This is a genomic window from Candidatus Purcelliella pentastirinorum, from assembly GCF_003391335.1.
In the GTDB taxonomy this organism is placed as follows: Bacteria; Pseudomonadota; Gammaproteobacteria; order Enterobacterales; family Enterobacteriaceae; genus Purcelliella; species Purcelliella pentastirinorum.
In genome coordinates, this window is sequence record NZ_CP028374.1 from 180,348 (window position 1) to 192,676 (window position 12,329).

Annotated in this window: 14 protein-coding genes; 3 read left to right on the top strand and 11 right to left on the bottom strand. The window is 21.2% G+C overall.

The window, feature by feature from the left end:
- Positions 1 to 25 precede the first annotated feature (25 nt).
- From yidC to rpmH, 4 genes are read right to left on the bottom strand one after another with little or no spacing between them, the layout of a single operon-like run.
- Positions 26 to 1,642, bottom strand: a complete 1,617-nt coding sequence (gene yidC / locus C9I82_RS00815) for a membrane protein insertase YidC (RefSeq protein WP_115955967.1) — start codon at positions 1,640 to 1,642, stop codon at positions 26 to 28.
- Between the two features lie 7 nt (positions 1,643 to 1,649).
- Positions 1,650 to 1,904 carry a membrane protein insertion efficiency factor YidD gene (gene yidD, locus C9I82_RS00820; RefSeq protein ID WP_115955968.1) on the bottom strand — a complete coding sequence of 85 codons (255 nt, stop codon included), beginning with the start codon at positions 1,902 to 1,904 and terminating at the stop codon, positions 1,650 to 1,652.
- Positions 1,888 to 2,235 (bottom strand): ribonuclease P protein component, encoded by a 348-nt coding sequence (gene rnpA, locus C9I82_RS00825; protein WP_115955969.1) that lies wholly within the window; start codon positions 2,233 to 2,235, stop codon positions 1,888 to 1,890. Before rnpA ends, yidD begins: the two co-directional genes overlap by 17 nt.
- Before the next feature lie 53 nt (positions 2,236 to 2,288).
- Positions 2,289 to 2,429 (bottom strand): 50S ribosomal protein L34, encoded by a 141-nt coding sequence (gene rpmH, locus C9I82_RS00830; RefSeq protein WP_115955970.1) that lies wholly within the window; start codon positions 2,427 to 2,429, stop codon positions 2,289 to 2,291.
- Between the two features lie 552 nt (positions 2,430 to 2,981).
- Between rpmH and dnaA the strand changes: the two genes are divergently transcribed.
- From dnaA to gyrB, 3 genes are read left to right on the top strand one after another with little or no spacing between them, the layout of a single operon-like run.
- The gene (dnaA, locus tag C9I82_RS00835) at positions 2,982 to 4,016 is read left to right on the top strand and encodes a chromosomal replication initiator protein DnaA (RefSeq protein ID WP_408607969.1); all 1,035 of its coding nucleotides are present in this window, start codon (positions 2,982 to 2,984) and stop codon (positions 4,014 to 4,016) included.
- Between the two features lie 8 nt (positions 4,017 to 4,024).
- Positions 4,025 to 5,137 (top strand): DNA polymerase III subunit beta, encoded by a 1,113-nt coding sequence (gene dnaN, locus C9I82_RS00840; protein ID WP_115955971.1) that lies wholly within the window; start codon positions 4,025 to 4,027, stop codon positions 5,135 to 5,137.
- A 58-nt stretch (positions 5,138 to 5,195) separates the two neighbouring features.
- A complete protein-coding gene (gyrB, locus tag C9I82_RS00845) occupies positions 5,196 to 7,604 on the top strand; it encodes a DNA topoisomerase (ATP-hydrolyzing) subunit B (RefSeq protein WP_115956245.1) in 2,409 nt (802 codons plus the stop codon).
- A gap of 38 nt (positions 7,605 to 7,642) precedes the next feature.
- On the opposite strand, the gene cysQ is transcribed toward gyrB, so the two are convergent.
- From cysQ to crr, 7 genes are all read right to left on the bottom strand, one after another.
- Entirely contained in the window at positions 7,643 to 8,398 is a 756-nt protein-coding gene (gene cysQ, locus C9I82_RS00850; RefSeq protein WP_115956246.1) for a 3'(2'),5'-bisphosphate nucleotidase CysQ, read from the bottom strand.
- 32 nt (positions 8,399 to 8,430) lie between these two features.
- Positions 8,431 to 8,883 carry a 50S ribosomal protein L9 gene (rplI, locus tag C9I82_RS00855; RefSeq protein WP_115955972.1) on the bottom strand — a complete coding sequence of 151 codons (453 nt, stop codon included), beginning with the start codon at positions 8,881 to 8,883 and terminating at the stop codon, positions 8,431 to 8,433.
- Positions 8,884 to 8,912: 29 nt separating this feature from the next.
- Positions 8,913 to 9,140, bottom strand: coding sequence for a 30S ribosomal protein S18 (gene rpsR / locus C9I82_RS00860; RefSeq protein WP_115955973.1), 228 nt, complete (start codon positions 9,138 to 9,140; stop codon positions 8,913 to 8,915).
- A 51-nt stretch (positions 9,141 to 9,191) separates the two neighbouring features.
- On the bottom strand, positions 9,192 to 9,557 hold the full coding sequence (rpsF, locus tag C9I82_RS00865; protein ID WP_115955974.1) for a 30S ribosomal protein S6: 366 nt from the start codon (positions 9,555 to 9,557) through the stop codon (positions 9,192 to 9,194).
- A gap of 72 nt (positions 9,558 to 9,629) precedes the next feature.
- Positions 9,630 to 10,373 (bottom strand): 23S rRNA (guanosine(2251)-2'-O)-methyltransferase RlmB, encoded by a 744-nt coding sequence (rlmB, locus tag C9I82_RS00870; protein WP_115955975.1) that lies wholly within the window; start codon positions 10,371 to 10,373, stop codon positions 9,630 to 9,632.
- Positions 10,374 to 10,425: 52 nt separating this feature from the next.
- A complete protein-coding gene (locus tag C9I82_RS00875; protein ID WP_115955976.1) occupies positions 10,426 to 11,715 on the bottom strand; it encodes an adenylosuccinate synthase in 1,290 nt (429 codons plus the stop codon).
- Positions 11,716 to 11,823: 108 nt separating this feature from the next.
- Positions 11,824 to 12,318 (bottom strand): PTS glucose transporter subunit IIA, encoded by a 495-nt coding sequence (gene crr / locus C9I82_RS00880; RefSeq protein ID WP_115955977.1) that lies wholly within the window; start codon positions 12,316 to 12,318, stop codon positions 11,824 to 11,826.
- Positions 12,319 to 12,329 lie beyond the last annotated feature (11 nt).

Sequence of the window (12,329 nt, forward strand, 5' to 3'; positions counted from 1 at the left end):
AATAAATAAATATAAAAAATATTTTCTATAAAGTATAGTTTTTAACAGATCTATATATAATATGTTGTTGAACAATCGTAATAAGATTACTAACAACATAATATAATACTAAACCAGATGGAAACCATAAAAAAAATATTGTAAATATAAAAGGCATGATATTCATAACCTTTTGTTGAATTGGATCACTAACATTAGTAGGTGATATCTTTTGAATCATAAACATAGTAATTCCCATTAAAATAGGTAATATATAATAAGGATCTTGAGATGAAAGATCATGTATCCAAAATATAAAATTTGCGTGTCTTAATTCAATAGAATTCATTAACATATAATAAAGAGCTAAAAAAATTGGCATTTGAATAATAAGAGGCAAACATCCACCAAATGGATTAACTTTTTCATGTTTATATAACAATATCATTTCCTGAGTAATACGTTTTTTATCGTTTTTAAACCTTAATCTTATTTCTTCTATTTTAGGTTGTAACATTTTCATTTTAGCAACAGAAACATATTGAACTTTAGTTAAAGGATACATAATCATCCTTACAAATAATGTAATCATAATAATAGAAACACCCCAATTACCAAATAAATTATGTATTAACTTTAACAAATTAAATAATGGTTGAGAAATAAACCATAATAAACCATAATCAACTGTAAAATCTAAATAAGGAGCAACTAGAGATAATTCATTCTGTATTTTAGGACCCAGCCATAAAATTGAATGAAAAATTTTATTTTTACCGGGAAAAATATTTATTACAGGTGATCTATAACCTATAACTACTATTTTCTTATTTAATAAATAAAAATGATCAGTATAAAATATATTCTTACTATTATTATTAGGTATCCACGCTGTAATAAAATATTGTTGAAACATTGAAACCCATCCGCCATAAGTTGATATATTTAAATTATCATTTTTAATGATATCATCAAATTTATATTTAACATATTTCTTATTCTCAGTAGAATAAGCAGCTCCTCTAAAACTATTAATAGACAATCTACTTTTAGTAAAATTAAAATTTTTTTCTTCTGGAAGATCAAATGACTGTTTTAATTGATTAAACACGGATAAATGTAAAATATTATGAGAAACATTACTAATAAAATATTTAACATTAACATAATATTTACCTCTTTTAAAAATAAACACCTTAGTATAAACAACTCCATCAATATCTGTATATTTAATAGGAACCCTTAATTCATCTTTCCCAGATAATAATTCATAATTATTCTTATAAAAATGATAATAATGACGAATAAAATCATTTCTTTTACCAATATTTTCTACCTTTAAAATACCGCTTTGAGCTTGATAAATAAAATTAGGTAAAATTTCTAAAATTTTATAAGGAGAAAAAGTATTCAACTTATTTGAATAACGTAATAATTCAGCTTGTTCTATATCTCCACCATAGGCATTAATTTTAACAGATAAAACATCTGTTTTAATATTTATAATACTATTATAATCTTTATATTTATTATTTATTTCAGAAAAATAATTTAAATTATTTTCATGTTTTGAAAATTGTAAATGATCATTTATCCATGCTTGCCATAAAAAACATGAAACAAATAAAAAAATAATAAAAATAAATCTAAATTGATTATACATATACAAATCATTTTTTTAATATATTATAAATATTAAATGATAAAGGTAAAAAATCCTTTCCACCTATATTTAAAGAATGACATCTTAACAATCTTAAAAAGATTAAAATAATTCCTTTAAATAAACCAAAACGAAATAATGCCATTTGTGCATAAATAGAACATGTGGGATAAAATCTACAAGAAGAAGGTAATAAAAAAAAACTAAATATATTTCGATATAATTCTATTAAACAAATAAAGAAATTAATTATCAATAGCATATTTACACCATAAATTATCTAATAATTTAAATATTTCACTATTATTTAAATTACATAAAATTCTTTGAGGAAATATTAAAAAATCAATAAATCTTATATTTTTTTTATTCATTCTAAAACTTTCTCTTAATAATCGCTTTACACGATTACGATCATTAGATAACCTAATAACTTTTTTACTAATTATAATACCTAATCTAGGAAAAGTTAAATTATTACAATTAAAATAAACATTTAAAAATAAAGTAACTATTCTATTATTTTTAAATAAAATGTTTTTGAACTCAGAATTATATAACAATCTATATTTTTTAGGATAACAGAAATTCATAATAAATAAAATAAAAAATTAAAAAAATCATAAACAGAATAATATTTTATTTTTCACCATAAAACAGTTAAACGAATACGACCTTTAAAACGTCTTCTAGCTAAAATATTACGACCATTTTTAGTAGACATTCTAGCACGAAATCCATGTAAACGACTACGCTTTATTAAAGAAGGTTGAAATGTACGTTTCATAAATTAAAATTTTCTCATAAATTATTCTGTTAAATAAAAACATTAATCTAAATATATAACGTTATATTAAATTAACATCTAAAATAAAAAGTTACAAGATTTAATAAAATAATTAAAAAATAAAATATTAAATAATATGTTATATAAAAAAATATAAATTAATTAAATTATATATTCTATGTATACAATTTATATAATATGATATCATTTTAATTATATTAAATTTATAATTTTAGATAAATACTTGTTTTTATTAATTTTTAAAAACAGAGAATATCAAATATTTTTAGCAAAAATTTTTAATAAAGCTAAAAAATAAATTAACAACTACATAATTTAGTATATGGATAAAATCCTTACAAACAAAATTTAATAAAAACACTCTAATACTATATGTTTTAAATAAATTAATTTTAAAATTAATAAAAAATAAATATATAAATAATATAAATTATTTACTTAAATAATATTATAATAGTAAAATAAAAAAATAAAATAACAATAAAAAAAAATAAATTAATTAATAATAAAAGATACTAAAAAAATAAAAAAATGAATTCAATATATAAATCTAATATTAACAAAAAATATAAATTTAAAAATTTTATAGAAGGTAAATCCAATAAATTTGTTAAAACATTAATATTTCAAATAGCAGAAAATTTAGATAAAAAATATAATCCACTTTTTATATACGGACCCACTGGAGTTGGTAAAACACATTTATTAAATGCTATAGGAAATAAAATAATTTCAAAAAATAATAATATAAAAGTCGTATACGTAAATTCCGAAAGATTTGTTCAATATATGGTTATGGCATTAAAAAATAATAAAATAGATAATTTTAAAAAATATTATAGATCAGTAAATGTATTATTATTAGATGACATACAATTTTTTGCAAATAAAAAAAGATCACAAGAAGAATTTTTTCATACATTTAACTCATTATTAGAAGATAAACAACAAATTATATTAACATCTGATAAACATCCCAAAGCTCTTAAAGGATTAAAAAACAAATTGATATCAAGATTCGAATGTGGATTAACAATGTTCATAAAACCACCAGATTTAAAAACAAGAATAAAAATAATAATTAGAAAAACAAAAAAAAATAACATAATATTATCAGATAAAACAGCGGAATTTATCGCTAAATATATAAAAACAAATGTAAGAGAAATAGAAGGTGCATTAAATAGAATTATAGCTAAATCTAATTTTAAAAAATCAAAAATAACAATTAACTTTGTAAAAAATGTTTTAAAAGATATAATATTTAAAGATAATAAATTAATAACAATAAAAAAAATACAAAAAACAATAGCAAAATATTATAAAATAAAAATAAATGATATGATATCAAAATGTAAAATAAAATCGATAACTATTCCAAGACAAATTGCAATGATTGTAGCTAAAAAATTAACAAATTATAGTTTATCCAAAATTGGAAATTCCTTTGGTGGAAGAGATCATACTACTGTATTATACGCATGTAAAAAAATAAAAAAATTATGCAGAGAAAATTATAGTCTTGAAGAAGATTTAAATAAAATAATAAAAAAACTTTCTTCCTAAAAAATAAAATGAAATTCAACTTAATAAGAGAAGATTTAATAAAAATACTAAAACCAATAATAAGTCCTTTATCAAATAAACCTAAATTACCTATTTTATCAAATATTGCTTTAAAGATAAATAATAATGAATTGTTATTATATAGCAGCAATTTAGAAATTGATATATCTGCTAAAATTAAAATAAAAAAACAATATAAACCAGGGGCAACAACAGTATCTGGTAATAAATTATTCAAAATATGCAAAAATCTACCAAAAAAATCAGAAATAAATTTTAATCTAAAAAATAACAAATTGCTTATTTATTTTAAACAAAGTAAATTTTCCATATCAAATATACCATATGATCAATTCCCTAAAATGCAAAATTGGGAAAAAAATAATACTATATACATAAAAAAAAATATATTAAACAATTTAATAAAAAAAACACAATTTTCAATGGCAAAAGAAGATATAAGATATTATTTAAACGGAATATTTTTAAAAATTCAACAAAAAAAAATATCATCAGTTGCAACTAATGGACACAGATTAGCAATATGTGAAATACAAGTATCAAATGATATAAAAAAACCAAAATCAATAATAATACCATCAAAAAGTATAATAGAATTGAAAAAATTAATAAATTATAAAAAAAAAGAAGAAAAATTAAAAATAGAACTTAATAATAATAATATTAGAATATATACTAATAATTTTATTTTTACTTCTAGATTAATAAAAAACAATTTCCCTGATTATAAAAGTACATTACCAAAATATCCAAACTCAATTATAAAAATAGAGAAAAAAATATTTCAAGATTCATTAAATAGAGTTTCTATTTTATCAAACAATAAAATAAAAGGAGTAAAATTAATAATTGAAAAAAAAATATTAACAATAAAGATAAATAATCAATTAAAAGAAGAAGCTGAAGAAAAAATAGAAATAAATAAACAAAATAATAAAATAGAAATATGTTTTAATATAATTTATCTATTAGAAATAATTAATATACTAAACTGTAAATTGATAAAAATGTTAATAACAGATAATAAATCAGCTGTACAAATACAAAAAAATAAAGAAAAAACATCATCATTGTACATAATTATGCCAATGAAATTATAACTTGTATGCAAAAATAATATTAATAAAAAAAATAAAAAACTATATAGGAACATCAAACATGTCAGAATATTACGATTCTTCAAGCATAAAAATTTTAAAAGGATTAGATGCAGTTAAAAAAAGACCTGGTATGTATATTGGTGATACAGAAGATGGTAGCGGTTTACATCACATGGTATTCGAAGTCATAGATAATGCAATAGATGAATCACTAGCTGGGTATTGTGATAAAATAAAAATAATAATATACAAAGATCAATCAATATCTATTAAAGATAATGGTAGAGGAATACCGACAGATATACATCCTGAAGAAATGATCTCGTCAGCTGAAGTTATTATGACAATATTACATGCAGGAGGTAAATTTAACAATGATAATTATAAAATATCAGGAGGATTACATGGTGTTGGAATATCTGTCGTAAATGCATTATCTGAAAAACTAAAATTAACAATTAATAGAAACGGGAAAATATATAAACAAACCTATACATACGGTAAACCAAAAAAATCATTAAAAATAACTGGAAAAACAAAAAAAAATGGTACAAAAATACATTTTTGGCCTAATAAAAATATTTTTAAAAATATAACAAAATTTAAATATAAAATAATATCAAATCGTTTAAAAGAATTATCTTTTTTAAATACTGGGTTAAAAATACACATATATGATAAAAGAAAAGAAAAAGAAAAAAAATATTATAATTATGGAGATTTAACAGAATTTATAAAATATATAAATAAAAATAAATCTATAATTAACAATAATATTTTTTATTTTTCCACAAATAAAAAGAAAATAAATATAGAAGTAGCAATACAGTGGAATAACAACTTCAAAGAAAATATATATTGTTTTACAAATAATATACCACAAATAAATGGGGGAACACATCTAGCAGGACTTAAATCAGCAATAACTAGAACAATAAATAATTATATAGAAAAAGAAACAAACTATAACAATAAAAAAAATAAAATAACAATTACAGGTAACGATACAAGAGAAGGTTTAGTTGCAATAATATCAATAAAAATGTCAAATCCAAAATTTTCTTCACAAACAAAAGATAAATTGATTTCATCAAATATAAGAACAACAATAGAATCTCAAATAAATGAAAACTTTTCAGAATATTTATTAGAAAATCCAAATGATGCAAAAACAATTATAAATAAAATTATAAAAGCAGCGAAAATACGTGAAGCAGCAAGAAAAACAAGGGAAATAATAAGAAATAAAATATATTTAGAAATATCTAGACTTCCAGGAAAATTAGCAGATTGTCAAGAAAAAAATCCATCATTATCAGAAATTTACTTAGTAGAAGGTGATTCTGCAGGAGGTTCAGCAAAACAAGGAAGGAATAGAAAAAATCAAGCTATTTTACCATTAAAAGGAAAAATTCTCAATGTAGAAAAAGCACATTTTGATAAAATGTTATCTTCACAAGAAATTTCTACTTTAATAACAGCATTAGGTTGTGGAATAGGAAAAGATGAATATAATCCTGATAAATTAAGATATCATCACATAATAATCATGACAGATGCAGATATAGATGGTGCACACATAAGAACTCTGTTATTAACTTTTTTCTATAGACAAATGCCAGAAATTATAAAAAGAGGACATATTTATATTGCTCAACCACCATTATATAAAATAAAAAAAGGTAAAAAAGAAAAATATATTAAAGATAATGAAACAATGGAAAAATATAAAATTAATAATGCAATAAAAAATACAATAATATATACAAATAAAAAATTAAAAATAACAGATAAAAAATTAAAAAAATTAATAATAAAATTCTTAAAAATACAAAAAATAATAAAACAAATGAAATATAATTATCCAGAACCATTATTACAAGAATTAATAAAAAATCCGATATTAGATATTAAAAATGAAAAAAAAATAAAAAATATAATTAATAATTTAATAAAAAAAATTAATAAAAAAAACAATAATTTTTGTATAAAAAATATCAGTAATAATGTAAAACCAAATAAAATAAAATTAAATATTGAAATAAAACATAACGGTATACAAAAAAAATATATTTTTGATAATAATTTCTTTAATAGCAAAGAATATAATAAAATATTATCTTTAGGTAAAAAAATAAATAAATTAGGATTAACAAAAAATAATATAACATTTCAAATTAATAATAAAAAAAAGATTATAACAAATCTAAAAAATGGAATTAAATGGATAATAAAAGAATCAAATAAAGGACTATATATACAAAGATATAAAGGATTAGGGGAAATGAATCCAATACAGTTATGGGAAACAACAATGGATCCAAAAAACAGAAGAATGTTACGTGTAAATATTAATGATATTGAAAATGCTAACAAATTATTTAATACCCTTATGGGAGATGCAGTATCTCCTAGAAGGATTTTTATCGAACAAAACGCATTAAAAGCTATTAATATAGATATATAAATTAATTAAAATTAAATAAAAAAATAAAATAAATTATCTTAAATATTACATTTTACGCTAACTAAAAATCCTGAATTAATAAAAGATCTTTTAGGAATATAATTAATTGAGTTACCGTTCCAATCATGCAAATAAGCACCTGCAGCTAACAAAATAGCATGACCGGCTGCTATATCCCAAATACTAGTAGCATTAAATCTTGGATAATATTGTGCTAAACCTTCAGCTATTAAACAAAATTTCAAAGAAGAACCTGATAAAATTAAATTGTGTTTTCCTAAAATATCTAAATAATCTTTAATTCTATTATCATAATGAGATCTACTAATTATAACAGTAGGTGGATACAAATTAGAAATATTAATCCTTTCTCTATGTCCATAAGCATCTTCCTTCCATGCCTTATTTTCATATGCATAATACATTATATTAATAGCTGGAGCATAAATAACCCCTAAAATAGGTAATCCAAATTCATTTATTAAAGCAACATTAATTGTAAATTCCCCATTTCGATTTAAAAATTCTTTTGTACCATCCATAGGATCAATTAACCAATAATTACGCCAACTTTTACGTTTATCCCATGATAATAAATTTTCTTCTGATAAAAATGGTATATTAGGAGTATATAAACTTAATTTATTAATTATAATATTATTAGATATATAATCAGCAATAGTAATTGGAGTACAATCATATTTATGCTTAATATATAAGCATAAATTACCATGATAAATTTTCATGACAGCATCACCGGCAATTCTAACTATATTACATATTTTATTTAAAATATTCATTAATATACATATAAAATATAAATAATCTAATAATCAGATATCACTTTAATTAACATTTGTATTATTACTTCAGGATTTAATTTTATAGAAACATTATATTCTCCAGATTTACGTATTAAATGATCAAAAATAATCTCATTTCTATATATTTTAATATCCATATTATTAAAATAATTAATTAAATCTGATTTATTAACAGACCCAAATAATTTACCATTCTTAGTAACTCTACGTTTTATTATAATTGGATTCAAAGAAATTATATCTTTAGCACGTTTTTTAGCAAAATCATATTTTTCTTTATATTCCAATTGCATTTGATATTTAATATTTTTATAATGTTTAATATTAGTATCTGTAGCAATAATAGCTTTTCCAAATGGAATTAAAAAGTTACGAGCATAACCAGATTTAACATAAACAACATTACCTAAAATACCTAAACCTAAAACTTTTTCCAATAAAATTATTTTTATCATAACAATAACCACATTATAAACTTAAAATTTTATTTATGATAGTCAGTATAAGGTATTAAAGATAAATAACGAGCAATTTTAATAGCACGTGAAAGTTGTCGCTGATACTTGGAACTAGTTCCTGTAATCCTACTAGGAACTATTTTACCACTTTCAGTAATATAATTTTTCAGCATAGAAATATCTTTATAATCAATTTCCTTTATACCTTGTCTAGTAAAACGACAATACTTACGTTTTCTAAAATAACGAATCATAATTTAATCCTTATAGAATTTTACATAATATTAAAAATGAAAAAATAAAATTTAAACAGTATTAATATTATCAATACCAATATCTATTTTATTTTCATTTACAACTTTCATGATAGGAGAAGGTATTTTATTTATCTTTTTAATTTTAATAATTATATTACGTATAATATTTTCATTAAGACTAAATATTTTCTTTAATTTATTAATACCTATTTCTAATATTTCAATATACATTAAAATATAATGAGATTTATGTAACTTTTTTATAGGATATGCTAATTGAAGCCTTCCCCAATCTTCTAAATAATGGAATATACCTCCCAAATTTATAATATTTCTTTTACAATCATCTATAATCTTAAGTATAAACTCACTTTGATCAGGATGAATCATAAGTACAATCTCATAATATCTCATTATCATTCCTATTAATAAATAAAATTTAAATTATTATTTAAAACAATTTTTAAAAAATCTATTTTAATAATTTCACTTAAACAAACGTTGACGTAAAAGTTCATATAAACAAACACCAACTGACACAGAAACATTTAACGAAGAAATATTACCAAACATAGGAATACTATATAAATTATCACATTGATTACGAATAATACAACGTATACCTCTATCTTCAGAACCAAAAATTAATGCTAATGGTTCATTCATATCTGCATTATATATTATATCTGTAGCATCGGAAGTAATACCAAATATCTTAAAACCAAATCCCTTAATACAATTTATAGTTTCAACTAAATTATCAACACGTATAAAAACTACACCTTCTGCTCCACCACTGGCTACTTTTTTAGCAACTAAATTTAATTTAGCACTTCTATACTTGGGTACTATAACTACATTTACATTTACAGCATTAGCTGTACGAATACAAGAACCTAAATTACGAACATCAGTTAATCCATCTAAAATTAATAATGAACGACATTTTCTCCTACTAAGTAAAAAATATAAATCGCTTTCTTCATATTTGATATCATCTTTAATATAAATCAATATTCCTTGATGTAATAATGTATGATTATTTAACTTTCTATTAATCCAATTAACATCAACAAATTGTATAGAAATATCAAACCTACTTATTTCTTTTATTAATTTTATTAAAGAAAGACTATTACTATTTCTAATAATAAAAGCCATTTTTATTTTATCTGGATGATGTTTAAGATAATTATTTACAGTATGTATACCATATAAAATTTCACCCATAACTTATTTAATTAAATAAAATTTATTAAAACCAAAAAAATGAAAAATAGAATCAAAATCTTTCATTTAAAATTATTATTTCCTCTCTGTTAGGCCCAGTAGATATAAAATCAATAGAAATACCCAGAATATCTTCTAGTCTACGAATATAATTCAAAGCTAGTAGGGGCAAATCATTCAAACATTTTGTACCACACGTACTCTTTTGCCAACCAGGAATAATCTCATAAACAGGTTCTAATTTATCAGGTAACATACCGGATTGTAACATATATGAAGATAAATTAGAAGTACAACGATAATCAATACAAATTTTTATCTCTTTTAATTTATCTAAAACATCTAATTTAGTTATACAAATACCAGATAAAGAATTAGAATAAATAGTTTTTTTAACAGCGACTAAATCTAACCATCCTACACGTCTTTTCCTACCAGTAGTTGATCCATATTCATTGCCGGCATGACATAAATACTCACCTGTTTCATCAAACAGTTCTGTTGGAAACGGGCCAAAACCTACTCTAGTAGTATACGCTTTCATTACTCCTAATACATATTTAATATCTCTTATGCTTATACCAGTACCAGTTATAATACCACCTATAGTAGTATTTGATGAAGTAACATATGGATAAGTACCATAATCTATATCTAATAATACTCCTTGAGCTCCTTCAAAAATTGTAAATAAATTATTCTTAGATACTTTCCTTAAGAGATTAGTTACATCAAGAACCATATCTTTAATAATTTCTGAAATATTAATTAAATTATTTAAAATTAAATCATAACTAACAGATTTTCTTTTATAAAAAAATTTTAGTTGAAAATTATAAATATTTAATATATCTTTTAATTTTAAGCAAAGACCATCCATATCAAATAAATCAATTATACGTAATCCTCGTCTTGCTACTTTATCCTCATAAGCTGGACCAATACCTCTTCCAGTAGTACCTATAGATTTATTACCTAAAAATTCTTCTCTGGCTATATCCATTTCTACATGATATTCTAAAACCAATTGACATAATGGAGATAATATTAATCTATTACGAATATTAATACCTTCTTTTTCCAATAAAAATATTTCTTTTAACAATTCAACAGGGGATAAAACAACACCATTACCTATAATAGGTATAATATTAGAATGTAATATACCAGAAGGAATTAAATGTAAAACAATTCTTTTATCATTATAAATTAAAGTATGACCAGCATTATTACCACCTTGACATCTCACAACATACTTAGCTTTTTTTGATAAAAAATCAACAACTTTACCCTTACCTTCATCACCCCATTGAATACCTAGTACAACAATATTTCTACTCATTTTAATATATAAATTTTAAATACCTATAATTGTCAAAATTAAAATAAAAAAATAAACCAAAAATAAAATTAATTATAACAAATTTAAAATTAATTAACAAAAAATAAATCATTTAAAAACATCTAGTACAGGTGTTTTACCAGCTAATACTGTACCAGAATATTTTTTTATCTTGTAAAAATTTTCTACATTTGAAATAATTACAGGGGTAATAATAGATTTTGCATTTTCTAAAATAAAATTCAAATCTATTTCAATAATAGGATCACCTATATTTACTAATTTACCATTATTTAAAATCCTTTTAAAACCCTTACCTTTTAAATTAACAGTATCAATTCCTAAATGAACAAATAATTCAACACCATCATGAGAAACAATAGAAAAAGCATGATTAGTTCTAAAAATTTTACCTATAATACCATTAACTGGGGAAACAATTACATTATCAATAGGTTTAATTGCTATTCCATCACCAACTATTTTTTTAGAAAAAACCTTATCAGGAACTTTACTAATAGATAATATTGTACCAGATAAAGGAGCAAATATTTGAATAGCAACCCTTGAAATATTTTTATTTCTTAATTTAGAAAAAAACATTATGAAATACC

Excerpts from the sequence above, each read along its gene's own strand:
- yidC (WP_115955967.1), bottom strand. The coding sequence starts at position 1,642 with ATGTATAATCAATTTAGATTTATTTTTATTATTTTTTTATTTGTTTCA.
- yidD (WP_115955968.1), bottom strand. The coding sequence starts at position 1,904 with ATGCTATTGATAATTAATTTCTTTATTTGTTTAATAGAATTATATCGA.
- rnpA (WP_115955969.1), bottom strand. The coding sequence starts at position 2,235 with ATGAATTTCTGTTATCCTAAAAAATATAGATTGTTATATAATTCTGAG.
- rpmH (WP_115955970.1), bottom strand. The coding sequence starts at position 2,429 with ATGAAACGTACATTTCAACCTTCTTTAATAAAGCGTAGTCGTTTACAT.
- dnaA (WP_408607969.1), top strand. The coding sequence starts at position 2,982 with ATGAATTCAATATATAAATCTAATATTAACAAAAAATATAAATTTAAA.
- dnaN (WP_115955971.1), top strand. The coding sequence starts at position 4,025 with ATGAAATTCAACTTAATAAGAGAAGATTTAATAAAAATACTAAAACCA.
- gyrB (WP_115956245.1), top strand. The coding sequence starts at position 5,196 with ATGTCAGAATATTACGATTCTTCAAGCATAAAAATTTTAAAAGGATTA.
- rplI (WP_115955972.1), bottom strand. The coding sequence starts at position 8,883 with ATGATAAAAATAATTTTATTGGAAAAAGTTTTAGGTTTAGGTATTTTA.
- rpsR (WP_115955973.1), bottom strand. The coding sequence starts at position 9,140 with ATGATTCGTTATTTTAGAAAACGTAAGTATTGTCGTTTTACTAGACAA.
- rpsF (WP_115955974.1), bottom strand. The coding sequence starts at position 9,557 with ATGAGATATTATGAGATTGTACTTATGATTCATCCTGATCAAAGTGAG.
- rlmB (WP_115955975.1), bottom strand. The coding sequence starts at position 10,373 with ATGGGTGAAATTTTATATGGTATACATACTGTAAATAATTATCTTAAA.
- C9I82_RS00875 (WP_115955976.1), bottom strand. The coding sequence starts at position 11,715 with ATGAGTAGAAATATTGTTGTACTAGGTATTCAATGGGGTGATGAAGGT.
- crr (WP_115955977.1), bottom strand. The coding sequence starts at position 12,318 with ATGTTTTTTTCTAAATTAAGAAATAAAAATATTTCAAGGGTTGCTATT.